The organism is uncultured Endozoicomonas sp. (genome assembly GCF_947495845.1).
In the GTDB taxonomy this organism is placed as follows: Bacteria; Pseudomonadota; Gammaproteobacteria; order Pseudomonadales; family Endozoicomonadaceae; genus Endozoicomonas.
The window spans coordinates 200,103-225,363 of sequence record NZ_CANMAO010000003.1 but is presented as its reverse complement, the minus strand read 5'-3'; the positions used below and the strand labels follow the sequence as shown (position 1 = coordinate 225,363).

Genomic DNA, 25,261 nt, shown 5'->3' with positions numbered 1-25,261 from the left:
TTGTGTCTGCCGGGAATTAGTTAAATACCCGGTTTTCCTGTTCCTGCACACGAATAAAGGTGGTGCGCTTGGACAGCTCTTTCAGTTGAGCTGCGCCAACATAAGTACAGGTTGAACGTACGCCACCCAGAATATCCTGAACGGTTTCCAGTACCGGGCCACGGTAAGGTACTTTGACTGTCTTACCTTCAGATGCGCGATAGTTCGCAACACCGCCGGCATGTTGATCCATAGCGGTTGTAGAGCTCATGCCGTAAAACAGACGGAACTGTTTGCCATCTTCTTCAACCAACTCGCCGCCGGATTCATCGTGACCGGCAAACATGCCACCGATCATAACAAAGTCAGCGCCGGCGCCGAAGGCTTTGGAGACGTCGCCAGCACAGGTGCAGCCGCCATCGGAAATCACCTGGCCACCAACGCCGTGGGCGGCATCTGCTGATTCAATCACTGCGGATAATTGTGGGTAGCCGACACCGGTTTTTACCCGAGTGGTGCAAACAGAACCCGGGCCGATGCCTACTTTGACAATGTCGGCACCTTTCAGAATCAGTTCTTCGACCATTTCGCCAGTTACCACGTTACCAGCAACGATGACTTTATCAGGGTGTTGTTTACGTGCACGGGAAACGTACTGAACGAAGTGTTCCGAGTAGCCGTTAGCGACATCAATACAGATAAAACGAAGTTTGTCGTTTAGTGCCAGAATGTCGTTCATTTTCTGGAAGTCGCTGTCGGACGTTCCGGAGCTGACCATGATGTGTTCTTCAATGCCAGCTGGGGCACTTTCGAGAAACGCTTGCCACTCTTCAATGGTGTAATGCTTGTGAACGGCAGTGAGCATTTTGTGCTCGGCCAGCGCCAATGCCATTTCGAAGGTGCCAACGGTGTCCATATTGGCGGCGATGACGGGAACACCTGTCCACTCTGTATCTGTGTGTACAAAACGGAAAGTACGCTCCAGGCTGACCTGTGAACGGCTTTTTAGGGTGGAACGTTTTGGGCGGAACAGGACGTCCTTGAAACCCAGCTTGATATCAGCTTCTACGCGCATGGTTATCTCGCAGCGCTCCCCAGACAGGCAGCACTTCATTCTTTTCAGTGATAATTAAGGCGAAGTACAAGCGGCCGGACAGCCAAAGTGAATCGATCTAACTCACACAAGGTGAGTGCAATGATCGCGCCGGACCTGTTTTGACAGGCCAAAAAAATAATCATTTCAGGCTTACAAAACAGGCGTATTTGACGCTTATACGTCGGCATTATATACGGCACGGGGTGGTAAGTGAAGATAGCCCCTCATCATGATACTTTCCTTGATGGGGGGCGTATTGTTATGGCGTGGAAATTTTATATAACTTTTGTTCCTTGGGTGACATCCAGTGCATATCAGAACTTGAAGCAGATGCCAGAGTGAACCAATAAAAATCATCAGGTATTCCCATCTCTTGATAATACTTGAGGTAGTTTTGGTGCTCTGGGTGATCTTTAGGTAGGCTGTTTGCATCGTTGATTCCTAAAGCAGCCCATGAATGAACGCCAACTTTTGCTCCACGCTCAACAGTTCTATTAACGCCAGCAAGAAAGAAATCAGTACCGCCGGATGCAACTTCTCCATGTCCAGAGATTATTGTATTAAGGCCTTTTGCTCTAACCAGTCTTGCGGCTTCAAGGTTGGCTTCATCGTCTACGGATCCGTCTACAGTCTCCATGATAATGGTTGTGATTTCCGGATGTTTATTGAGAAGTGTTTGAAGTTTGCCAGTTATGTCACTGGTAATAACACCGTTCATTGTTACGGAGGTCCCTGAAACTTCAAACCGAATAGGCTCATAATCATCAAAATCAACTGCACAGCCAGGTAGGATAAAGGCAATTATCAGTAAAAAGAGACGTTCAAACATAAAACTCCTTATGAAATCGAATCATCAGCTAAAAAACAGTCACTCTCCGGCGACCATGCTCACATAAGATTACTGAATAATCTACCGGTAGCGCGCTTTTCATAATGCCTTTATAGGTGTAACACCGTACGACGGAATAGATGCAGGAGGTAAGTAGTTAACCACCTGAAATCATATTTTCTGACTCATTGATCAGGCCCTCTGACTGCGTTGCAACTCTGGTCACATAGCTCGCTATGCTCCCGCCGTTGCGCCTTGCAGAGAACCTGGTCAACAAGCCAGAAATATTCGATTCCAAATGGCCAACTACTTAGTACAATGCAGGGGCAGGTTGTCAAAAGTGGCTGGTCACAGAGTCAGAAAATATGATTTTATATGGTTGGGTATTGATCTTTATTTGGTTGTTAGAGCCCCTGCGTTTGAAAACAAGGGCGATTGGCGTTTTTAATCAATCAAATTACGAATCTGTGTTTTGATCAAATCAATAGCAATACGGTTTTTACCACCGTGGGGAATGATCAGGTCGGCGTGCTGGCGAGCCGGTTCAATAAACTGCATGAACATGGGGCGCACGGTTTCCAGGTATTGCTTGATCACAGAATCCACATCACGACCACGGCTGACTATGTCACGTTTCATACGACGGATTAAGCAGATATCCAATGGCGTATCCATGAAAAAGCGCAGGTCGAAGGTTTCACGTATTTCCGGATTGGTGAAGAGCAGTATGCCTTCGTAAATAATGACTCGTGCCGGCTTCACCTGTCGTGTTTCCTGACGACGGTTGTGCTTTGAATAGTCGTACATGGGCACTTTAATGCCTTCACCCGCTTTCAGTTGCAGCATTTGCTGCAGCATCAGATCGTGATCCATGGATTCCGGGTGGTCGTAGTTAGTACGAACCCGTTCTTCCATGGACATGTGGGATTGATCCTTGTAGTAAGAATCTTCAGAAATGACGCTCAGGTGCTCGGACTGCAGCTCTTCGACCAGAGTTTCTGCCAGTAGGCTCTTACCGGATGCAGAAGCGCCGGCAACACCGACAAGGATAGTTTTCTGTTTCATTCGAAGGTTTCCTGATTATCGACTTCTATCTACCGGGATGGGGTTTCCATTGTCGTCTATAGCGACATAGGTGAACATGCCTTCGGTCACTTTGTTGCGAAGTTCAGACTTAAAGGGATGAGACAAGTTCCAGACTTCAAGTTTTATACGCATGGACGTGGTACCAACCCGGACGATATCCGCATAACAGCATACCACGTCACCGACCTTGACTGGATGGATGAAGCTCATGCTTTCTACCGCCACGGTGGATACCCGGCTCTGGGAGCGGTTTTTTGCTGCGAGGCCGCCCGCCATGTCCATTTGGGACATGATCCAGCCGCCAAAAATATCACCGTTGGGATTAGTATCTGCAGGCATTGCCAATGTTCGCAGAACCAGGTCGCCCTGTGGTCCAGCCATCCGAAAACTCCGTACTGATTTTTCAAGGTCGGGAATGCTATGCTTGCGTCAGCTGCTTGTAAATCCGTATTCCATGAAGGCTTTCATGGAAAGTCGAAAGGTCTTGAGGTATAAGAAGCTGTTCACAATCTTTTTGCGAGCTGCAAACGAGGATAACACGCCCCTGTTTTTCAGTTTTCTTCGTTACGTAGCGCCACTACGTGCCTCAAAAAACTGAACAACAGGAACATTTTCTCCTCGTTTTCGCTATTCGCAAAAGATCATGAACAGCTTCTAAGGCCGCCATTGAACTGAATTCTGTGTTGAAAATTATGTCCTCTCTTTCTTTATCCAATCCTTCCCAGTTAATTGTCCGTAATATGGATTGCTTCGAGCTGGACCATTTGTTGATGATTGGTTTACCTGGGGATCAGCTAGTAAGCCAACTGCTGGATGAGGGGCTGGGTAGGGTGACGGCGCTGACCAGAGACTTCAGTGATTATCGTCGGTTGAAGCCTTTGGTTGGCAACCATAACGATCGTTTTTTTCTGACGTTTGCCCCTGTTCTTGAAGAGCCACTGTCCAGCCCGGTGGATGGCGTTCTCATCTTCCTGCAAAAAAGTAAGCCATTGATGGATTTCTGGTTGGAGATGATTCGCTTCCATGTCGCAGCGAATGTTCCGATTTATCTGGTGGGCGAGAATGATGAGGGTATCAAGTCCTGGAAGAAAAGGTTGAAGCAGAGTTTCAGTGACGTGAAAAGTGTTGATAATGCTCGACATTGTGTATTGCTGGAAGCCTGCGGAGCCATGAATAAGGGAGCCGTGAATAAGGGAGCCGTGAATAAGGGAGCCGTGAATAAGCCGGATCAGTTTACTGAGAAGGGTGCGTTTAAAACTTTCACCGTGCAGGCAATGGATAAAGTGTTGTCTATATCCTCCCTTCCTGGCGTATTCAGCCATGGTCGTCTTGATGTGGGTACCGAAGTGTTGCTGGAAACATTGAATGACCTACCGTCTGGTAACGTTCTGGACTTTGGCTGCGGTGCTGGTGTGATTTCCGCTTATATCAGCGAGCAGCCTGAAGCACGTCATCTTACCTTGGTGGATTGTGATGCCATGGCACTGGCAAGTAGCCGGCAAACCATGAATGATTTGGGAGTGGAGAACTTTCAAGTCTTAGCCAGTGACGGGCTGTCTGAAGTGACCGGGCAGTTTGATTTAATTATTTCTAACCCACCGTTCCATCAGGGTGTGAAAACCCACTATGAAGTGACAGAACGGTTTCTGTCTGAATCTCACCAGAAACTAAAAGTGGGTGGAGAGCTGCGTATCGTGGCGAACAGTTTTTTAAAATACCCGCCTATTATTGAACAGACGTTTGGACGCTGTGAAACGTTGTTAAGTCGGAATGGCTTTTCTATCTATCGAGCTTTCAAAAAAGTCTGAAAATATCTACTTTTTTGTATTATTCTGAATTACGGCGTTCATGTTCTGTATCTGATGTGAGCCCACTGTTGAAAAAAACAGCAAGCTCCATATCCCTATTTGCTGTTTTGTCAGGTTTGCCTAGTGTTAATCACAGCACTGGATACAGGCCATTACGTGAGTTCGACAATACGCCGACTCACCAAATGAGGGTGTCGCGAAACCCGTAGGTCGGTAATTCTACAAGAGTTGCGGACATCTCACAGGCCTGTATATCCAAAGCATTTCAAGTTGCTACGCGGCGGCAAACGAGAGAATCCCCATGAGCTTACAGCTAGTAAGTGATTGGGGTGAGCGAGAGCAGCCAACAAAGTAGCAACTTGAAAGGCGACGGGTATAGGTGTTGATTGTCGGCAACCCCTTGGGTTACCGGCCTACGACATCTGCCTTTAATGGTCTTTTGCGACACCCTCAAAATGTAATGAGTAACAGCAGCACCTTCTTGAGGGGTGGGGGATAGCTATGAATAATAAGATCAGCCCAGTTTGGATGTTTTTCGGATTCTTCATGATTACCTTGTTGTGGGCTCTGGAGTTTGATAACCGTCCGAGAAGTCGACTGGCAAAGTCTTATCATCCGGGGCTTGTAAAGCCTCAGGTATTTGAAGAGCTGGCACAGCCAGTGAGTTCCGGATACCAGAAAAAATCTCAGAAAGCATCTGTGTCTCAAACAATAATTAATGCAGAAGGGAATAATGCAGAAGCGAAGAACAAACCGGCTGAGCCGAAGCATCGAGACGGCTTGTTAAGCGAAAGCACTAAACGCTTGATCAGTATCGCCAATCGACATTTACCCGCCCATGAACAGATTCCGTATATGCCAGAGAATGGGGCAATATCGTCTTCGAATAAATCCCATTCTATGTACGGTTCAGAGGATTTGTTTACCTGTTTTACTGATCAATGCTTGAATGCAATGAGTGACTATTAGATTCTTTTAACAGAACCTAATGCCGGTATGAAAGCTTATAGCGCAAGATAATAGGGCGACATTAATTGCTGGACTTCCGACGTATACGTGGGGTGGTTGTCATAAATGGTGACCATGTCATCAATCGTTGTGCAGTTCTCATCCGACGTGCTCTCTGAGCGTTTCAGTACCAAAACATGGCGGTGAACGGGGTGGGTTAAGCTGGAGCGCAACTGTATTCGTTTAAACAGACACAGTTTGACATACTGACAGGCCACTAGAAAATGATGACTGGAATCCACAGGCAATAACACCCAAGCCTCTCCGGTCTGTGCCAGGTGACGGACAATCGACCGGGCAAGGTCATCAAAGCTTAGGCTGTCGGTATGTCGTGCCAAATTTCGGCGTTGGTCGCTCCCCTTTGATGATTGTTGAAAAAACGGGGGGTTGGTGATGATGCTTTCAAAGGTGCTATTAAAGGTGTTGTGGTTTTGTTGCGAGAAGTCCTGAATGGATTGGTTGACCACCGAAAGCTGATGTGACCAGGGGCTTGCTGAAAAGTTAAAAGCCGCCTGCTGTGCGGCAGCAGCATCTAGCTCTACGGAAGTGATGGCGGATTGGGTATTTTGGGCTGTCATCAAACTCAAAAGCCCGGTACCTGCGCCAATATCTAAAATAGAATGACTTTGTTGTGTATGAGCGGACTGGGCAAACAGGGCGCCAAAGAGACAGGCGTCCGTGGTCACCTTCATAGCGCATTCGCCCTGCTCGATTCTAAATTGCTTAAATTGGAAGTAACGATTTCTGGCCATGATGGGCTTACTGTTGTCGGGAAAAATGTTGCTGCGCCAGCACGGCGACAATGATCATGATTAACCCTGCATAGGTGGCAGGATAGATGGACTCACCAAGGATATTGGCAATAAATATCAGCGAAAGGAATGGGCTGAGATAGCTGATGTTGCTGATCATGGCGGTGTTGTCTGTCAGCTTCAATGCTTTGAGCCAGAGGATATAGGCAAAGCCCATTTCAACGAATCCAACATAACCGGCGGCGACAAGGCCAGTCGGGGACGATGGCCAGAAGCTGGAGAACATACCGGTTGCTACAATGATCCAGGGCAGGCCGCAAAGAAAACAAATTAATAGACCCACAACTGGGTCACCGTCTCTTCGGGTATTAAAAATCCAATACAGCGCCCAGATGACTGTGCTGGCAAGTGCCAGAAGAACACCTTGCCCACTGGCAAATGCCAGATTCTGAAATTCTCCCCGGGTGCAGATCATCACCACGCCACCATAAGCCAGTAAGCAACATGCAAGGCTTTTGACGGAGAGTCTCCTGCCCAGCAGAGGCACGGCCAGCAAGGTGAGCGCCATGGGCCAGCTGTAGTTCAGAGCCTGTGCCTGCTGAGCGGGCAGCAGATCATAAGCACCAAACAGGGCTACGTGATAGAGAAAAGGGTTTAACAACCCCAAAAATAAAAACAGACCTGGTGTTGTTTGAAATTGAAACCGAACTAATCCCGCCTTTCCCTGAAGTACGACGATGATGGATAACAAGACAGTGGATGTGATAACAGACCAGAAAACCAGCTGCCAGGGGTCAAGATCCTGCAATGCTATTTTGAATGCGGTGGCAATAGTTGACCACAAAAGTGCTGTGGCTAAAGCATAGAAGGAAGCTTTACGGTTATCGATCATGGGCGGTCGGCTGAGTAAATGGAAGCGGCCGCCATCATAGCCCACAGGCGCCTAAAGAGACAGAACCTAACGTCGAACGTCCCTGTTCAACGGGTGTGATCAGAAATGTTACAGGTCCAGAGCGATGGTGACGTGGCGGTTATGTTCACGACCTTTTGGTGTCTGGTCGCCAAATTTCAGTACACCGCCGGCAGAGGCGGTGACGCGCTTAGCAGGAACACCGTGTTGCACAAGGTATTGTTTAACGCTTTCTGCTCTGCGCATCGCCAGTTTCATATTGTATTCTTCCGGGCCAGTGGAATCGGTGTAGCCCACAGAAACCAGACGGATTTTGGGATGCTTTTTGACCTTGGCGGCAATTTGATCCAGTTCTTCGCGACCCAAAGTGTTAATGTCAGTTTTGTCAAAACCAAAATACACTAACCCCAGTTCACGCTGCAGCGGACAACCATCTGCGTCGACAGGGACGCCTTTTGGGGTGTTTGGGCATTTGTCTTTAGCCGATACAACGCCGTCGCCATCCCGGTCAGTGATCAGTGGGCAACCATATTGATCCACTTTTACACCGGCCGGTGTGTTTTTACAGCGATCTTTATGGTCTGCCACGCCGTCTTTGTCGGAGTCCAAAGGGCAGCCGTGTTTGTCGACTTTAACGCCGGCAGGGGTGTTTTTGCATCGATCATACTTCGTGGTGACGCCATCTTTGTCGTGGTCGGTATCTTTCTGCAATGCACAGATAGCGGCACCGATCAATGCACCACCAACCGCACCGTAGGCGGCATTTTTACCACTGTCGTTGGAACTGTTGCCCACTGCGGCGCCGGCAAGCCCGCCGGTACCTGCGCCAATCAGAGCACACTCCGTCCAGCGTTTTGCGCCGTCACTGGCACAGCCAGTGAGCAACAGCACCATAAGAAAGAAGGGTACGGATTTCCCGAATGTGAAAAGACGCATGGATAATGCTCCCAATGTGTCGTGTGAAGAAAGTGGATGTTTATACCCATCGCCTTTCAAGTTGCTACGTTGTTGCCAGCGTTCGCTCACCCCGATCACCTACTACTTGTAGGCTCACGGGGCTTCGCTCTCTTGTCGCCTAGTAGACACTTGAAATCCAATGGGTATGAAGGAGATAGTTCTGAAATAAAAACGATTGACTGCATATTGACTCGCAGCAAAACGAGTATAGGACACGCTGCTTATTTTTATGGGGCAATGACCGATAAATGAGGGTAGAAAAGCAACCGGTCTTATTATCTTAACACCATGAAATGGCTCATTTTATTACTTATCCCAATGCGGATTTTTGCCGATACAGGAACTTTCCTGCACCGGGCAATAGAGCCTGCTCGCATGGGATTGGACGTCAGTATTGTGGGAGAGAAAGTCACAGCCTATGTGATGGTGGGGGCGGAATCACTGGAATATCTCTCTGATGAGACGGATAAACAGCAGGTTTACCAAGCGCTTAAAGAAACGGCCTGGTTTGTGTTGTCGGTAGACGCCCGGTGTCGGGTGGTGGATCACAGTGTGCATCAGCAGGCAGACCGTATTAAAGGTTTCCAGATTCTTCGGTGTGAGCGCCCCGGGAAGTTGAAGTCGATAGATATTGACCTTTATAACCGCATTCCGATGCTTAAGGCGGTGGATGTCTGGTTGACCTCACAGCGTTGGCAGAAAAAAACCACAGTGTATCCAGACCATACCTTAGTGAATATTCGATCAGGAATGTTGCCATGACAGAGATCGGCGTCATCGAGATTCATAAGCTCAGGCAATACATCGGCGATGTTGAAGTGCTGAATATTCCTGATTTGCAGATTCAACAGGGTGAGAGTGTTTGTATTCAGGGCAGTAATGGTTCTGGCAAAACCGCATTGCTCCGATTACTCACCGGGCTGACTCAGCCGACCAGTGGTCAGGTTGCTGTATTGGGGAATGATATGAAGACGATAAAATCCGGCGCATTGAACCGGCTGCGCTCAGACTCTATTGGATTTGTCTTTCAGCATTATCGGTTGATTCCCTATTTGTCGGCGCTGGATAACATGCTGTTACCTTGCCATTTTTCAGCAGTCAGAGCGTCTGGGGCAGAAACGGGCTCACGATCCATGACAGAAGACGTATTTCGTTTAATCCGTAAACTACGATTGAAAGACCCGTCACGTTTATCCAAAAAAGCAACTGACTACAGTGCCGGACAGCAGCAGCGCTTTGCCATTGTCAGGGCTGTGATTGGTAAGCCTGGTTTGGTACTTGCGGATGAGCCGGCATCGGCCATGGATCAACAGGGGCGGCAGGCGGTGTATCAATTTTTGTTGGAAGAGTGTCGTGCAAATGGTATGACCTTACTCTGCACAACCCATGACGATATGGATACTGAAGGGTTTGATCGTGTGATCGATATGGATGCACTGAATCAGGCCCGGGAGCATGAGCTGCGATGATTCTTTTTAAAATCCTGCGAAAGAGCCATCGTCAGCGCACGGGGCGTTCCCTGTTATCAGTCACAGCATTGGCATTGAGCGTGATGCTGCTGCTGGTGATCAGCCATGTTCACGAGGCGGTGCGACAATATGCAAGGCAAGTGGCTTCCCAGGCGGATCTCATTGTGGGGGCGCCTACGCAGCCGGTGCATTTGGTGTTGTATGGTTTGTTTGGTATCGGGGCGCCTCCACCGGCGATCAAGTGGTCGCAATTTCAGGACATTGCAGATAATCCATCCGTCGCATGGGCTGCTCCGGTGTCTGCGGGGGAAAGTCATCGTGGGCACACAGTGATTGGCAGCACGGCACGATATCTGACCACATTGCAGTTGAGTGCTGTGAACTTTATAACGGTCAGCGGCAGCCAGAAAATCTTCAGAAATAATTACACGGCGTTTGTCGGTTCATCCGTGGCTGATGCGTATCAATATCAGCCCGGGGAAACCATTACCATTGCCCGGGGTTTTGCGCCAGGCTTAAAGGATGAGTATCAGAAACCCTTTTTGATACAGGGTGTGTTGAAACCCACCGGTACTAACCTTGATGACCATATTCTGGTGCCTATAGAAGGGTTAAGGAGCGTCAGGTCTGATCATGGCATTAAATCCGATAAGATCAATTTTGTTCTGGTTAAATTAAAAGACCGAGGTAGTTTATTTAAACTGCAGCAGCAACTGGAAACCAGACAAGATGCGCCACTCAGGGCAGCAATTCCAGCCATTGAATTAGACAAGTTGGGTCAATACGAACGCATTCTGAATAATGTGTTTATGGTGATGAGTTTTATTATTGGTGTGCTTGCGTTATTGATGATGTTCTTCAATTTGTCCGCAGGGTTTGCTCAACGAAAGCAGGAGATAGAGCTGCTAAGGCTGGTTGGCGCAAAACCCTGGCAGCTGGCAAGCATTGCATTGGCCGAGCCGCTGCTGCATATATTTATGGCATTGCTGCTGGGCGTTATTTTTTATCGTATCGCTAACCTCTTTCTGGAAATCTGGATTCCGGTGATCTCTATTATTGGGTTGCCCACCAGTGAGTTGATGTGGCTGTTATCTCTTTGCTTGAGTGGGCTGTTAATCGCCTGTATTCCAGCCTGGCGGGTTTATGGTATTTCCAGAAGCACTTAAGTCGACTTGGAATCTAATGCAAGGCGGTTCTTTATAGTGGTTTCCAGTATTAGTTGATACTGCCTTAACGATTGAATTAAGGTGCTTCATAAGCATCAACTGATCTGGAGGTTTTCATGGCAGATAAGCCATATGTCCCACCCAAAGTCTGGACGTGGGAGAGTGAAAATGGCGGTCAATTTTCGGGTATTAACCGGCCAACTGCCGGTGCCCGGTTTGACCAGGATCTGCCGAGAGGCAAGCATCCATTTCAGTTGTACTCTCTGGCAACGCCCAACGGTGTGAAGGTCACCATTCTGTTTGAAGAGCTGTTGGCGCTGGGGATTAAAGACGCGGAGTACGACGCTTACATTATTAATATCATGGACGGAGATCAGTTTGGTTCAGGTTTTGTTGGGGTAAACCCCAATTCGAAAATTCCGGCCATGGTAGATCGCAGCGGCGACACAGAAATTCCGGTGTTTGAATCCGGTGCCATGCTTTTGCATCTGGCGGAAAAGTTTGATGCATTTATCCCAAAGGATGCAGCCAAACGGGCTGAATGCCTCTCTTGGTTATTTTGGCAGGTGGGCAGTGGGCCGTTTCTGGGCGGTGGGTTTGGTCATTTCTATGCATATGCACCAGAAAAGTTTGAGTACCCGATTGATCGTTTTGCCATGGAAGTAAAGCGCCAGCTGGATGTGTTGAATCAACATCTGGCAAACAATACGTATCTTTGTGGCGATGATTACACCATTGCGGATATGGCCATCTGGCCATGGTACGGTGCTTTGGTGGATGGCAAGCTTTATGAAGCGGCGGAGTTTTTACAAGTTGCAGATTATCAACATGTGGTTCGCTGGTCGAAGCAGATTGGTGAGCGCGAAGCGGTTCAGCGTGGGCGGATGGTGAATCGTGCCTGGGGTGAGCTTTCTGAACAGCTGCATAACCGCCACGATGCTTCAGATTTTGAACTGAAAACTCAGGACAAACTGGAAGCCACAGAACTCCCCTGAAGCGTCAAAAAAGCTTCGGTAGATAAATTCGCTATCGTCAAGCTATCAATTATTTTGTGGCCGATTGCTGGTTCTCAGTCGTCGGCTTTTTATGGCCTGCAATGTTTCAAGATTCATCTCTGGCAGGCTTTTTATATATCTTGAATAGTGCGACTACTGTCGTTAAGATGTGCGATCTACTGGAAAACCCTACTAAAAGCCCTACTAAAAGAAGTATAAGAATGAGCCTGATTTTCAGAATGATCTACCTGCTGGTGGCGTCCTTTTTCAAGCCTCGACTCCCGATTATGTATCCGGAGAATACGCTGACGCTTCGGGTGTTACCCAACGATCTTGATATCAATATGCATATGAATAATGGTCGATATCTGACCATATGTGATCTTTCCCGGGTTGATATGTTTCTGCGAACCGGGTTTGCCCGAACCATGCAAAAGGAGGGTTGGATTCCGGTGGTATCGGAGCACACCATGAAATATAAGAAGCCATTGAACCCTTTTCAAAAGTACGATGTGCACATGAAAATTACCGGCTGGGATGAAAAGGCATTTCATATGGAGCATAGGTTTCTAGTTGCTGGACGTGTTGTGGCGGAAGGGACATCCAGAGGCTGTGCTTTGAGTAAATCGGGCGTGATTTCGCCAGAGCGGGTTATTGAAACTGTACGGGCGCAAACAGTTTAATATTATTGTAACCATGTACAGTGCATGGCTCAGTACATGGCTCAGTACATGGTTCAGTGCATGGCATGTTGTTGGAGTACTTCCAGAGGAATAATATCCAACGATTGTTGGTGGCATGCTTCCAGAAATACTGGAGGTGCAACACCAGCCTCCAGGGCTTCTTTCCAGCGTTCAGCGCATAAGCACCAGCGGTCTCCGGGCTTTAGCCCGGGGAAACCCCATTCCTGATTTGGAGTGATTAAATCGTTACCTTTGGACAGGGAAAAATTCAGAAACTCTTCTGTCATTAGGGCGCAGACGGTGTGTCTGCCCAGATCGTTATCCATAGTGTGACAAAAGCCATCCCGGAAAAAACCAGTGACAGGGTCCATACAGCAGGGCTGCAGTGGTCTGCCATAGACGTTTTTCTGGGTAGATGTAGCGGTTTCCATCTCTTATCGCACCATTTGCAGAAAGTTCATATGCTTTTCGTATTGGTCAATGATATCACCAATCACCTGATCCCGCGTCCACCCCATAATGTCATAACCTTGACCGCCTTCACGGAGGAAAACCTCGGCCCGGAAGTATTCAAGGTCTTCGTCGTCCTCGTCATCAAGCATAAAGGTTGGTTGCAGGTAAGCACGGGGCGTTACTTTGTAGAAGAAGTCCACTTCATCCCCATGAAGCACCACGAGGCTTGGTATTTGCTTTTCTGTTTCCAATTGAATCGTGCTTTCAACACCTTGTTTGCCAAGTTCGGCAGCCACGGACTCCATGGCAGGTAACACTCTTTCGGTGATGAACAGCTTAACATCCTTGCGCCTTGGGTAATGAACCAGCACTGCCAAGCGCTTTTGCCAGGGAATGGTTTTCTGGCCGACTTTGGGCGTGAGTCGTGTGGTGCTTAAGCTTTCTTTTTTCGCGGCATCAATGGCCAGCGCTTTCAGAAGCCCGTAAGCAGAGATCAAGAGAATGACTGAAAAGGGCAAGGCCGAAGCAATGGTCACGGTTTGCAACGCTTTCAGACCGCCAGCCAGCAGCAGAACCATGGCCACAACACCAATCATGCTGGACCAGAAAATACGTTGCCAGAGTGGTGTTTTGTTGCTGCCACCGGATGCCAGCATATCAACCACCATGGCGCTGGAGTCGGAAGAGGTGACAAAAAAGATCACCACCATGGCAATGGCGATCATGGAGAGTACATTTGAGAAAGGGAAATGCTCGAGAAATTTAAACAGCGCAATAGGAACGTCCGTTTGCACGGCTTCACCAAGGGCTGTGTAGCCATGATGAAGAATCATATCAATGGCGGTGTTGCCAAACGCGGTCATCCAGATCAGGGTGAGGCCGGTAGGGACGAACAGTACGCCCATCACAAATTCGCGAATGGTTCGGCCGCGGGAAATTCTGGCAATAAACATCCCTACAAATGGTGACCAGGAAAGCCACCAGGCCCAGTAGAACAACGTCCAGCCACCGATCCATTCGGTGGGTTCATAGGCGTAGAGGTTGAATGTTTTGTTGACGATGTCAGACAGATAACCACCGGTATTCTGTACAAACATTTGCATGAGCAACACGGTAGGACCAAGGGCGACCACCATGACTAACAGCATGAGTGCCAGTAACAGGTTTAATTCGGAAAGTCTGCGAATGCCCTTTTCGAGCCCTGTGGCCACTGAAAGCGTGGCAAGGGCAGTGATCACGATAATCAGTATGACCTGAGTGTTGGTGCTTATTTCAAGACCAAACAGATAGTTCAGTCCGGAATTAACTTGCAATACGCCATAGCCAAGGGCGGTGGCAACACCAAAAATCGTGCCCAGAATGGCAAATACATCAATGGCGTGCCCGGGAAGTCCATAAATCCGGTCACCAATAAGTGGGTACAGTGCTGAACGAAGAGTGAGAGGCAGGCCGTGACGGTATCCAAAAAATGCCAGTATCAGAGCGACAATGGCATATATGGCCCAGGCATGAAGCCCCCAATGGAAAAAGGTGATTTCCATGGCTTTTTTTGCCGCTTGAATAGTGCCCGGTTCACCCACTGGTGGAGACATGAAATGGAGCACGGGTTCTGCAACGCCAAAAAACATCAGGCCAATGCCCATTCCCGCAGAAAACAGCATGGCAAACCAGGAGCCAAAACTGAAGGCGGGTTCTGAGTGGTCTGGGCCTAGCTTGATATCCCCGTATCGGGAAAGCCCGAGGAAGGCGACACAGATCAGAATCAACGCCACTGCCATCACGTAAAACCAACTGTAATTGGTCATGATGGCGGACTGGAGAAGGGTAAAACGAAAATCGGCGTCGTCCGGAAAGAGTACCGTATATCCCACAAGGAGAAGGATCAATGCGGAGGCGCTGAAAAAAACCGGTGGATTAATAACGTGTTTTGCTTTCAAATTTCCCATGGAGCCAACTACTGCTTATATGACTGAGGCTCCAACTAATTGTAGAGATAAATTATTAGAGTTCAAATAATTTGAGTTCAATATTATAGTATGGGCATTCCTGTCTAAAGAAATTGTGTTGTCAGGAGTGGTTAATTGATAGTTATTAATAATTATTGTTGTGTTGTTAGTGGATTGAGTGAATGAACGAACCGCATTACTGGACTGACGTACTTATTTCGTTAAGAAGAATTATTCGTGCAACGGACCTGCATTCCAAACGACTGATTAAGACTTGTGGCCTGACAACGCCGCAGATCATGGTGTTAAAGTCCATTAATGATCTGGGGGATGTGACGGTGAAACGGCTCTCTCAGGACGTTTCCCTGAGTCAGGCGACGGTGACCACCATTCTTAATCGGCTGGAAGAGCGACAATACCTTGAGCGAGTGCGCAGCACCCACGATAAACGCATCGTGAACGCCCGGCTCACGGACTTGGGTCGATCAGTGCTTGGCACGGCGCCCACCTTACTCCATGAAAAATTCATTGAGCGCTTTGAAGCCCTTGAACCGTGGGAAAAAACCCAGATGTTATCCACCCTTCAGCGGGTTGCCAGCATGATGGATGCGGAGTCTATAGAGGCGGCGCCACTGTTGGATATTGGCTCAGAAGCGTCGTGAATTGGTGCTCAGGTTGCTGAAAGTAATTTGATATCTAATCATTAGACGTGTAAATTATCGATCGTGAAAAAATGGATTTGCATTGAATAAGGTATAAAAATGCTAAAGCGATCATTGACGGCCGGTGCCGTACTTGCGGCCATTGCTGCTGCAGTTATTTACAATAATTCTTCTGAGACGACGCCTGAAGCGACGGTTGCCCAAAGTGCTCCTGAAGCGACAGTTGCAGAAACAGTGGCTGTTGAGGCAGCCCCTGCTCAAGCCTGCGGCGACGTAACCATTGCGGATATGAACTGGAACTCGGCCACATTGATGGCACACATTGATGAGTTCGTTCTGGAAAATGTATACGGTTGTTCTGTTGAACTGGTGCCAGGTAACACTATGGCTACCGGTGCATCCATGACTGAAAAAGGAGAGCCTGATATCGCGCCGGAAATGTGGAGTAACTCCATGAGAGTGGCGTTTGATAAAGGTGTTGAAGAAAAGCGCCTTCGTTATGCGGGTAAATCGCTCTCAGAAGGTGGTGAAGAAGGTTTCTGGGTACCTAAGTACATGGTTGAAGCCAATCCTGAACTGAAAACCATTGAAGGTGTTCGCAAAAATGCTGATCTCTTCAAACATCCTGAGAATCCTGATCTTTCTGCCTTCTACGGCTGCCCAGCCGGTTGGAATTGCCAGATCAACTCTGGCAACCTTTTCCGTGCCCTGAAACTGGAAGATGATGGTTTTGAGCTGGTTGATCCGGGTTCCGGTGCGGCGATGTCTGGTGCTATTGCCAAAGCTTATGAGCGTGACGAAGCATGGTTTGGTTATTACTGGGCGCCTTCTTCCGTGCTCGGTAAGTACGAAATGGTGAAAGTTGACTTTGGTTCCGGCATTGATGAAGAAGAGTTCGTTAACTGTATTACCAAAGAAGATTGTGAATCACCGAAAGTGACCATGTATCCACCTTCTCCGGTAAATACCATCACCACAGAAAGTTTTGCAGCTAAGGCACCAGCAGCGTTTGATTATCTGGCGACTCGTTCTTTCACCAACCAGCAGATGAATGAAATCCTGGCTTGGATGGAAGACAATCAAGCTGACGGCGATGTGGCTATGGAATATTTCTTCGCGAATTATGAAGATACCTGGACTCAGTGGATGTCTGCTGAAACCGCTGAAACTGTTAAGACGAAGCTGGCAGCGCTGGAAAATTAGTAATTATACCAATGGCGCTTTTAAATTGTGGAGTGAGCAAGTTATTTTGGGTGACTGGGCAAGGCGAAGAGACGAGTCATAGCCTTTATGCCCTCGGGTAGTAGCTATGGCGAGGAACTTCAACGCAGATCCAGTCTCCAAAAATAGCTGCGCAGCCCATAATTTAAATGCAAAATTGGTATTAGCCGCCTTTGTGCAATGGTGGTTGCACCGAGATGTTTGTGTAGCCACCGCCATTCACATACTTGACGTGTTTGGACGGAAGGCTGTCCGACAATAGCCTGCCCTACTGCGGTGACAGCAAATTGGTCTAAAAATTCGATTACACTCGTTGAATAGCTGGCTATTCGCCTCGTTAAATCGATTTTTTATCCTCAATTTTCTGCCATCCTCGCTACGGGCGCTATTATCGGACAGCCTTCAGTAAAAGGTATTCGATAGAAGGACTCTGTCGGATGCCTTTCAAAGACAAAAGTATTAATAAAAATAAAGGCTGAAGTTTATGGCTAAGGAATCATGGCTTACTTCGTTTCCAGATATGGATCGAAGTGACATTATTACACTGCGAAAAACACTGGATGGCGCTTACCGGGATTTCTCCCGTGAATACGGCGACCTGATCGAATCCTTCTTTGACCCGCTCCTCTCTTTTCTTATCTGGTTTGAAAACCTGTTACTCAGTTCCCCCTGGTGGCTTGTTCTTGCAGCCATTGCCGGGTTTACCTATGCGGCTGGCCGCTCCTGGAAACTGTGTCTGGGTGTCGTCTGTTCCATGCTGGCCATTGGTTATTTTGGTATGTGGGAAAATACCATGCGAACCCTCAGTGTCATTACTGTATGCACACTGCTCTCAATCGCTCTTGGGGTACCCATTGGTATCGCTATGGCTCGATCGGATCGTGTTCAGAAAATAGTGACGCCGATGCTGGATATTATGCAGACCATGCCAGCCTTCGTATATTTAATCCCGGTTGTTATGTTGCTGGGTATCGGGAAAATCCCCGGCGTTATTGCTGTCGTGATTTACGCCATTCCTCCGGTCATCCGTTTGACCAATCTGGGTATCAGGCTGGTGGATGAAGAAGTGCTTGAAGCGGCAACCGCCTACGGTGCAAGCCCAACCCAGCGACTGCTCGGCGTTCAGTTACCATTAGCGATGCCAAACATTATGGCGGGTATTAACCAGACCATCATGATGGCGTTGGCCATGGTGGTTATTGCCTCCATGATCGGTGTGAAAGGCCTTGGGCAGCCGGTATTAAAATCCATCACTAACCAATACTTCACTCTTGGGCTGTTAAATGGATTGGCCATTGTCGCCCTGGCAATCATCTTTGACCGGGTTTCCCAGGCTTATGCCCGTCGGACTCAGAGACATCTTGGAGGTGCCGGACATGTCTGATCTTCATTCAGAAAAGCAGCTGCTGATTCAGATTCGCGGGTTGTACAAGTTGTTTGGTAAGAACTCAAAGAAAGTGATGGAGCGGGTTCATAAAGGTGAGTCGAAAGACCAGATTCTGGTGGATACGGCGCACACGCTTGGGCTTCGGGACATTAATATCGAAGTGAATGCGGGCGAGATCTTTGTGATTATGGGGCTTTCCGGCTCTGGTAAATCCACACTGATTCGTCACTTCAATCGTCTGATTGATCCAACGGAAGGCGAAATTCTGGTAGAGGGAACCGATATCACTGAGTTCTCTCCAAAAGAGTTAGAATCTTTCCGACAGCAGAAGATGTCCATGGTCTTCCAACGATTCGGCCTGATGCCCCATCGAACAGTGATTGATAATGTGGCCTACGGTCTCACGGTTCAGGGTGTCAATAAGAAAGAGCGGTTAGAAAAAGCTCAGGAATGGCTGAATACCGTTGGGCTTTCCGGTTACGAGCAGCAGTATCCGGCTCAACTGTCCGGAGGACAGCAACAGCGGGTTGGTCTGGCTCGGGCGTTGTGTACAGATGCAGAAATCCTATTAATGGATGAAGCTTTCTCCGCCCTTGATCCGTTGATTCGCAGTGAAATGCAGGATCAATTGATTGAGCTGCAAAGTAAACTGCAGAAGACCATTGTCTTTATTACTCACGACTTGGACGAAGCACTTCGTTTGGGCGATCGCATTGCCATTCTGAAAGACGGTGAGTTGGTGCAGCAGGGGGCGCCGGAAGAAATTCTGCTGAACCCGGCAACGGATTATGTGGAAGCGTTTGTTAAAGACGTCAACCGTGCCCGGGCTCTGACGGTGGAAACGGTAATGAAGCCGCCCGAGTATCGTATTACTGCAGAAACCATTGGTGAAGCTCTGAAGCAGATGCGCAAGTCATCGGAAGAGTATGGCTATTACATCAATGACGATGGCTATCAGGGAATTATCCTTCAGGAAACTCTGGAAGAAGCGGTAGAGACTGGCAGTAACAATAATATCAGTACAGTCGTGGTCGAAACGGTGCCAGCCATTCAGGCGGACTCTCTGTTAGAAGCCGTGATTCCGGATACATTGGATACCGACTTCCCTCTGCCCGTGATAGACGATGATGGTCAGTTGCAAGGGTTGCTGTCACGCTCCAGCCTTGCGGAAGTGCTTGGGGATTCTTCAACCGTAACAAGCCACTAAGCTAAAACAACAGGGAACAAGTCGATGCTTCCCTGTTGTGTTTAATGCCTTAATAATGCGTCCAGCTCATCAATAGATTCGCTCCATTCGGCATCATCATTCCTTCCTTCGAGCAATAACTGACGCTGTGCCTCATTCCAGAAGGGTGCTTCTTCAAGCTTGATATCGCTGCTCAAGTGGTGTTCGTTGATGAATTGTTGAATCTGATCTGTTTCGGAGTTCAGTCCAAGCTGAGAGAATAAATCCTGTAGATTGACATGTGTGTTTTTCATTATATTAAATCTCTAATTTCGATCAGAATGAACTAATAAATAAGTTTGGAGTCCAACCTATTTTATAACAAGAAATTGAGATTTGTTGTGAATGATGATTGGTAGAGCGCATGCAGGTCCGAATGGTCCTCAGGGTTTGCGCAAGTCAAATACCAGAGCTCCAGCTGACAGGGTTAATTCAGGCTCTCGGATCTCCCATAGTTTCAAAAGGGCATTTGTATTAACCAATAGAGAGCATTGTGATGGTTGAAGGTAGGTTAGGGTACGGAGAACAAATGTCTCGAGCGGTTGAGGTGAGAAAAAACGATGAGCATGATCCTGTCTTAATTGCACTTTCGCGATCTTTCAATAGGACAGTAAAAGCTGTAGCAACAGGTAAAGACGGATACTTTGACTCTTATAAAGAAGCTAAAGTATTGCAATCCTTAATCAAAGAAAGAAAAACTGAGTGTGAGCAACAATCGACCTCCATTGTTCGCTTCTTAAGTAACGAAGCATATTTTCTGCCCGATAGAGAGCCCTTGGGTTATCAGGAGTCACTTGATCAGGCACTTATTAACACGCTCGATCGAGTTATGAGAACCGATTCAGCGGTGTTCGCGTATGATCTTTTAAAATCCATTGATTGTATCAGAAAACTAATTGAGCTAGGGGCGGAAAAACCGGGCGGTTATCAATTCAATATAAACCAAATGTTAAAAACAGCTGTTATCAACAAAGATTCAAGATACTCAATGAACGATATCTCAAGTTTTTTAGATGTCACGGAAGCATTGTTGGGTATTGGAGCGAAAGCAACATGTAGCTTGAAAGAGGGGTATACTGTCATCGCTTTAGAAGAATTTAAGAAAAGCAATTTTTATAACTATTCTAGGTGTCTGAAAATAGGAGCAGAGCATAAGCTGCCAAATCTCGATATTATTCAGCAAGCATTCGAAACTCCAGGAGCTTACAGTATTTCCCTGTGGGGAGCTGTTAGGTTTTTAGAGACGTTTATTTCGGAAGCACCTTCTTTAGAAGAGGTTGGTGTATTCATTAAAAGGATGATTGATTTCCTTTGCGATCACCACCGGTACAAAGGAATTGCTGAAGACATTAAATCTATTCTGAGAGAAAATACAGAACTTGAAGAAATTATTAAAAGCTATATGTTGGAAAAAGCACTCCCGGTCATTAATGATTTAATGGAAGAATTAAATTGCGCATTAGGATGTAAAATTCCTGTATTGTTGGCAAAGGTGAAATACCTGAAAATAATTGGTTTGCCTATAACGGGGGGAATACAAGATAGCTTGGATAAATCTCTGATCCAAGCCATTGAAAATTACCATTGCGGTTTTGCATTAGAAATATTGAAGCTGGGTGCTAACTGCGACGTCAGAACACTTCATAAGAACTCAGTACTATACATCAATGAACTGCATGAGTGCTTGCAGCGGAACGTCAAATCAGATCTGTCCATCATGAACAGACGACTAGCTCAATTAAAGGTTGTTATGACATTTATCAGTGCAACTTCGCCTGACGCGCTGACATCTATATCCTATAAAAAGATACTTGAAGCAGTAGAAAGGTCAGGGGGGATAACGGAAGCTAAAATTGAAGAGCTACCACTGCTGCCTTCTTTGAAAGAGCATCTAAAGACCTTAAGTCATAACAAAGACTATGAGACATCATTGCTAACCAGGACACCTGAACTACAGACATTGATGAGCGATATTCTGACGATTGCCTATGAGAATGACGAAATTGATGAAGATGCATCCGACTGGAAAACTTTACAAAAACGGTTGGTTAGCATTGGGGTTATAGGAAATAGGGCTTCACAAAAAACACTGAATAAAGCACTGGAAGGCTATTTGGCATTAGATGACTTGGATGGTGTCTCTCAACTGTTCAAGCTTGGAGTAAAACCTGAACCTGGGTTGAGAGCTCGACTAAACTCACTGGTGCTAAGCAAAATAGAAGAGTGCATCAGCGAAAAGAGTGGTTGTTGTACTTTTAGGATACAGAAAAAACTTTTCAATTTATCAGAACTCACTCCCGGGCAACAGGCAATAGCTAATGATTTGTTTAGAAGTGCTGTTCGTAACGATCTTCTTTATATTGCTCATTACTTACTAGCAAGCGGTACAAAAAAAGATGCCGAAAGTAACAGTCTTATCAATGAGCAATTAAAAGAGCATTTGGTTAATTTCACCTCTGTCGAGAGGGTTAAACAGCTTTATTCATTAGGCGGCAGGCTCATGGAGAATGATCCGGATTTATGCACCGGTATGGTTGCAGTAATGGAGGAAAATAGGCCGATGACTAGCTTTGACGCAGGCTATAACGGAAAGCCCATGGAAAAATTGCAGGCCATGTATGAATTCGGAGGTATAAAACCATTACAGCCCGATCTCGACAAAGGGCTTGAAAATGCACTTGAAAAAAATAACATGCGATTAGCAAAATATTACCACCATATGGGAGCAAGGCTCGTTAATACACAATTGCTTAATAAGCTGTTTATCTCTGATATGATGTATAAAAAATTAACCTGTTGCAATAATGACAGATACTACCCCAAAGAGGATGCGGCATTTTTTTATCAATTAGGAGCCACGCTATCCGAAGAAAACGTCAAAGCCGAGTTACGCCAAGCTATTTTGGATCAAGATCTTTGTAGGATGCGAGTCCTATACGATAATATTGGCGTAACCCGGAAAAGCCCGGCAATTGGCAAACGTAGAAGTAATAGAATATAAGTAGTGTGTAAATAGAGTTGGTATTTTTTTCCGATCCTGCTCGATTGATCAGAATATAGGTTTGCAGCTAAATCTACTGTGGAACATCATTAATATGATCTAACAGTTAGATCTGTTGCTTTCCCTGCGGGATCAAATAACCTGCAGGGAAAGTAATCCTGGATCAGTTTGAACGGCGGGTAAAGAGCTGTTTATTATCCGTCACTTTGATCATATCAGAGAGAATAACACCGGTTTCCTGGAGAAAGGCGTCAGGTTCTTTGTCTTTCTTTTTCTGCTCCAGCTCAGTTTCATTGGCCTCTTCCAGTTCATCCAGATTGTTCAGCAGCGATTGGCCTCTGGACTTTCTGAGACGATTTTCAATGGCCAGACGCTGACTGCGCATGGTTTGTAGCTCCAGTTGGCGTTTCTCTGAGCTGAGGGAAACGGTCTTCTGATTTTCGTAATGTTCAAAGTAATCCTTCATCTCATGAAGATAGACGAAATCCGCATTGTTCCGGGTTCTGCTTGCGTGCTTCTTTTGCAGCTCAGGCAAATAGGGGCTGAAGTCAGCGTACGGACGGAAAGATGCGGGAGAAATATTATCCCATGGCAGGGCATCAGGGAGAGTGTCTTCTCCGATGTCCCGGCCGTCGTAGAGCGATGGGAAGGTGATGTCAGGGATGACGCCACGATTCTGGGTGCTCTGACCGGAGACCCGGTAAAACTTAGCCAAAGTCAGTTTCAGCTGGCCATGGTTCAAGGGCTGAATACTTTGCACTGTGCCTTTGCCATAGCTCTGGCTGCCGACCACCAGTGCCCGACCGTAATCCTGCATGGCGCCGGCAAAGATTTCCGAAGCGGAGGCGCTCAGGCGGTCAATCATCACCACCATAGGGCCATCATAAAGCTGGGTTGAGTCCGGGTCTTCCTGCTGATCTGAGCGGCCGCGGCTATTGCGAACAATGACGGTTGGGCCTTTATCGATAAACAGGCCGGTTAATTCATTGGCTTCCTGTAATGAGCCGCCGCCGTTACCACGAAGATCAATAACGAGGCCATCAATGTTCTTTTTCTCGAGCGCCTTTATTAATCGACGAACATCCCTGGTAGTGCTCTTGTAATCAGGGTCACCGGATTGGGCTGCTTTGAAGTCAATATAGAACGTAGGCAGTTCAATCACACCAATGCGATTGGTTTTTCCATTGTCGGTGAGCTCAATGACTCGACTGGATGCATCCTGTTCTTCCAGTTTTACCTGGTCACGAACGATCTCATACACTCGGGTACTGCTGTCTTTGCTGCTGCCGGGAATGATTTCCAGACGAACCAATGTACGCTTTGCACCACGGATAAGTTTGACGACATCATCAAGGCGCATGCCGACCACATCTTCAAGTTCGCCTTTTTTACCTTGAGCGACACTGATGATTTTGTCACCTGGCTTCAGTTGGCCTGCTTTTTCGGCAGGGCCTCCGGGCACCACGCTAACCACCTTTGTGTATTCATCCTCAGAAGAGAGCACGGCGCCAATGCCTTCCAGAGACAGGCTCATATTGATATCAAAATTCTCGGCAGTTTGTGGCGAGAAATATTGGGTGTGTGGGTCATAGATGCCAGCGAAGGCATTGATGTACGTCTGAAAGGCGTCTTCGCTTTTGCTTTGGTGCAGTCGTCTGAGCAGATTGGAGTTTCTTCTGCGCAGCTGCGAAATGATTTCATCATCGGTTTTATTGTTCAGCTTCTGGCTAAGGACGCTGTCTTTAAACTGTTTATCCCATAAGTCCTGCTGTGCTTTCCGATTAGGCAGCCAGGGTTCATCTTTACGCTCGATGATCAGAGATTCGTTCTTCTTCAGGTCAAGAGAGGCAAAGTTTTTATCCAGCTGATCCACCATGAACCGGGCGCGTTCTTCTGCCCGTTCACGGTAGCGGTTAAAAATCGCGAAGGCTGGGTTCAGATCGCCACTTTTCAGTGATTCGCCCAGTTGCTTACGGTAAGACGCAAACTCATCAATGTCTGACTGCAGAAAAAAACTGCGGTTAGGGTCAAGTCGATCCAGATAGCGGTCAAAGACTTTTTCCACATGCTCTTGATCCAACGGCACCTTGCGGTAATGGCTTTTAGAGAGCAGCTGAACCACATGAACGCTGGCAATGGCTTGTTGCAGGTTTGGGCTCAGTTCGGGAACGGGCTGGCTGATGTCTTTGTCGACCGCCAGAGCAACGCTTGCGGTAAAAAACAGTGACAAAAAGAACGGCAGGATGCGCTTGGCTGGCCGCAGTTTTGAGATCATAGAGGCTTTGGCTCCGTGTCATTCTGTCTGTTTAAGTGTGCCATCCTGGCATACATGCTTAGACGCAATTTAGACGCAAGTTAAATGCAATTAAAGTTGAGTCACTCTCAAATCATCGCTCGAATTGGCAATCACTTGAGCTAATAACTTGAGAGTGCTCCATGGTTCTGGATACAGCATAATACAGCCTTACTATGGTTGATAGCAGATGGTGCGAGTGTTCATCTGCACCTAAAAGTTACTGTGCTTTGACGATTGCGCTGGTCAACAGAAGTCCAAAACATTCAGGTTTTGAAAGATAACATGCTTCTATTCCAGCAAGGCTACCGGAAAAAAGCAATGGTTCTTTAAAG

Annotated in this window: 23 protein-coding genes; 12 read left to right on the top strand and 11 right to left on the bottom strand. The window is 47.2% G+C overall.

Annotated elements, in window-relative coordinates:
* Positions 1 to 16: 16 nt before the first annotated feature.
* From Q1B11_RS04030 to yciA, 4 genes are all read right to left on the bottom strand, one after another.
* On the bottom strand, positions 17 to 1,054 hold the full coding sequence (locus tag Q1B11_RS04030) for a GMP reductase (protein WP_299727937.1): 1,038 nt from the start codon (positions 1,052 to 1,054) through the stop codon (positions 17 to 19).
* A gap of 280 nt (positions 1,055 to 1,334) precedes the next feature.
* On the bottom strand, positions 1,335 to 1,904 hold the full coding sequence (locus tag Q1B11_RS04025; protein ID WP_299727934.1) for an alpha/beta hydrolase: 570 nt from the start codon (positions 1,902 to 1,904) through the stop codon (positions 1,335 to 1,337).
* Between the two features lie 444 nt (positions 1,905 to 2,348).
* Positions 2,349 to 2,969, bottom strand: coding sequence for a uridine kinase (gene udk, locus Q1B11_RS04020; RefSeq protein WP_299727931.1), 621 nt, complete (start codon positions 2,967 to 2,969; stop codon positions 2,349 to 2,351).
* A 15-nt stretch (positions 2,970 to 2,984) separates the two neighbouring features.
* Complete coding sequence (gene yciA, locus Q1B11_RS04015; RefSeq protein ID WP_067520115.1) at positions 2,985 to 3,371, bottom strand: acyl-CoA thioester hydrolase YciA; 387 nt, start codon at positions 3,369 to 3,371, stop codon at positions 2,985 to 2,987.
* Between the two features lie 311 nt (positions 3,372 to 3,682).
* On the opposite strand from yciA, the gene Q1B11_RS04010 reads away from it, so the two are divergent.
* Both Q1B11_RS04010 and Q1B11_RS04005 read left to right on the top strand, forming a co-directional pair.
* Positions 3,683 to 4,798, top strand: coding sequence for a class I SAM-dependent methyltransferase (locus tag Q1B11_RS04010; protein WP_299727925.1), 1,116 nt, complete (start codon positions 3,683 to 3,685; stop codon positions 4,796 to 4,798).
* Between the two features lie 501 nt (positions 4,799 to 5,299).
* Positions 5,300 to 5,767 (top strand): hypothetical protein, encoded by a 468-nt coding sequence (locus Q1B11_RS04005; RefSeq protein ID WP_299727922.1) that lies wholly within the window; start codon positions 5,300 to 5,302, stop codon positions 5,765 to 5,767.
* A 35-nt stretch (positions 5,768 to 5,802) separates the two neighbouring features.
* Here Q1B11_RS04005 and Q1B11_RS04000 read toward each other — a convergent pair whose 3' ends face one another.
* From Q1B11_RS04000 to Q1B11_RS03990, 3 genes are all read right to left on the bottom strand, one after another.
* Positions 5,803 to 6,558 carry a methyltransferase gene (locus Q1B11_RS04000; protein WP_299727919.1) on the bottom strand — a complete coding sequence of 252 codons (756 nt, stop codon included), beginning with the start codon at positions 6,556 to 6,558 and terminating at the stop codon, positions 5,803 to 5,805.
* Between the two features lie 7 nt (positions 6,559 to 6,565).
* Positions 6,566 to 7,450 (bottom strand): DMT family transporter, encoded by an 885-nt coding sequence (locus Q1B11_RS03995; protein WP_299727916.1) that lies wholly within the window; start codon positions 7,448 to 7,450, stop codon positions 6,566 to 6,568.
* A 108-nt stretch (positions 7,451 to 7,558) separates the two neighbouring features.
* Positions 7,559 to 8,494, bottom strand: coding sequence for an OmpA family protein (locus Q1B11_RS03990; RefSeq protein WP_299727913.1), 936 nt, complete (start codon positions 8,492 to 8,494; stop codon positions 7,559 to 7,561).
* Between the two features lie 219 nt (positions 8,495 to 8,713).
* Between Q1B11_RS03990 and Q1B11_RS03985 the strand changes: the two genes are divergently transcribed.
* The 5 genes from Q1B11_RS03985 to Q1B11_RS03965 all read left to right on the top strand — a co-directional run bounded on the left by Q1B11_RS03985 (position 8,714) and on the right by Q1B11_RS03965 (position 12,738).
* Entirely contained in the window at positions 8,714 to 9,187 is a 474-nt protein-coding gene (locus Q1B11_RS03985) for a hypothetical protein (RefSeq protein ID WP_299727910.1), read from the top strand.
* Positions 9,184 to 9,894, top strand: a complete 711-nt coding sequence (locus tag Q1B11_RS03980) for an ATP-binding cassette domain-containing protein (RefSeq protein WP_299727907.1) — start codon at positions 9,184 to 9,186, stop codon at positions 9,892 to 9,894. Before Q1B11_RS03985 ends, Q1B11_RS03980 begins: the two co-directional genes overlap by 4 nt.
* Complete coding sequence (locus Q1B11_RS03975; protein ID WP_299727904.1) at positions 9,891 to 11,060, top strand: ABC transporter permease; 1,170 nt, start codon at positions 9,891 to 9,893, stop codon at positions 11,058 to 11,060. The genes Q1B11_RS03980 and Q1B11_RS03975 overlap by 4 nt, the downstream gene beginning before the upstream one ends.
* Positions 11,061 to 11,176: 116 nt before the next feature.
* Entirely contained in the window at positions 11,177 to 12,055 is an 879-nt protein-coding gene (gene yghU, locus Q1B11_RS03970; protein WP_299727901.1) for a glutathione-dependent disulfide-bond oxidoreductase, read from the top strand.
* 221 nt (positions 12,056 to 12,276) lie between these two features.
* Positions 12,277 to 12,738: an acyl-CoA thioesterase gene (locus Q1B11_RS03965; protein ID WP_299727898.1), complete on the top strand. Its 462-nt coding sequence runs from the start codon at positions 12,277 to 12,279 to the stop codon at positions 12,736 to 12,738.
* Between the two features lie 53 nt (positions 12,739 to 12,791).
* Here the strand turns inward: Q1B11_RS03965 and Q1B11_RS03960 are convergent, their stop codons facing one another.
* Both Q1B11_RS03960 and betT read right to left on the bottom strand, forming a co-directional pair.
* Positions 12,792 to 13,169: a DUF2237 domain-containing protein gene (locus Q1B11_RS03960; protein ID WP_299727895.1), complete on the bottom strand. Its 378-nt coding sequence runs from the start codon at positions 13,167 to 13,169 to the stop codon at positions 12,792 to 12,794.
* 3 nt (positions 13,170 to 13,172) lie between these two features.
* The gene (betT, locus tag Q1B11_RS03955; protein ID WP_299727892.1) at positions 13,173 to 15,137 is read right to left on the bottom strand and encodes a choline BCCT transporter BetT; all 1,965 of its coding nucleotides are present in this window, start codon (positions 15,135 to 15,137) and stop codon (positions 13,173 to 13,175) included.
* A 182-nt stretch (positions 15,138 to 15,319) separates the two neighbouring features.
* On the opposite strand from betT, the gene Q1B11_RS03950 reads away from it, so the two are divergent.
* From Q1B11_RS03950 to Q1B11_RS03935, 4 genes are all read left to right on the top strand, one after another.
* Positions 15,320 to 15,799: a MarR family winged helix-turn-helix transcriptional regulator gene (locus Q1B11_RS03950; RefSeq protein WP_067520093.1), complete on the top strand. Its 480-nt coding sequence runs from the start codon at positions 15,320 to 15,322 to the stop codon at positions 15,797 to 15,799.
* Between the two features lie 99 nt (positions 15,800 to 15,898).
* Positions 15,899 to 17,002 carry an ABC transporter substrate-binding protein gene (locus tag Q1B11_RS03945; protein WP_299727885.1) on the top strand — a complete coding sequence of 368 codons (1,104 nt, stop codon included), beginning with the start codon at positions 15,899 to 15,901 and terminating at the stop codon, positions 17,000 to 17,002.
* Between the two features lie 502 nt (positions 17,003 to 17,504).
* Positions 17,505 to 18,404, top strand: a complete 900-nt coding sequence (locus tag Q1B11_RS03940; RefSeq protein WP_299727882.1) for a proline/glycine betaine ABC transporter permease — start codon at positions 17,505 to 17,507, stop codon at positions 18,402 to 18,404.
* Entirely contained in the window at positions 18,397 to 19,614 is a 1,218-nt protein-coding gene (locus Q1B11_RS03935; protein WP_299727879.1) for a glycine betaine/L-proline ABC transporter ATP-binding protein, read from the top strand. Before Q1B11_RS03940 ends, Q1B11_RS03935 begins: the two co-directional genes overlap by 8 nt.
* Before the next feature lie 41 nt (positions 19,615 to 19,655).
* Here the strand turns inward: Q1B11_RS03935 and Q1B11_RS03930 are convergent, their stop codons facing one another.
* A complete protein-coding gene (locus Q1B11_RS03930) occupies positions 19,656 to 19,886 on the bottom strand; it encodes a DUF2789 family protein (protein ID WP_299727876.1) in 231 nt (76 codons plus the stop codon).
* A 275-nt stretch (positions 19,887 to 20,161) separates the two neighbouring features.
* On the opposite strand from Q1B11_RS03930, the gene Q1B11_RS03925 reads away from it, so the two are divergent.
* Positions 20,162 to 22,633, top strand: coding sequence for a hypothetical protein (locus Q1B11_RS03925; protein WP_299727873.1), 2,472 nt, complete (start codon positions 20,162 to 20,164; stop codon positions 22,631 to 22,633).
* Positions 22,634 to 22,796: 163 nt separating this feature from the next.
* Here the strand turns inward: Q1B11_RS03925 and Q1B11_RS03920 are convergent, their stop codons facing one another.
* On the bottom strand, positions 22,797 to 24,908 hold the full coding sequence (locus Q1B11_RS03920; protein WP_299727870.1) for a carboxy terminal-processing peptidase: 2,112 nt from the start codon (positions 24,906 to 24,908) through the stop codon (positions 22,797 to 22,799).
* Positions 24,909 to 25,261: the final 353 nt, after the last annotated feature.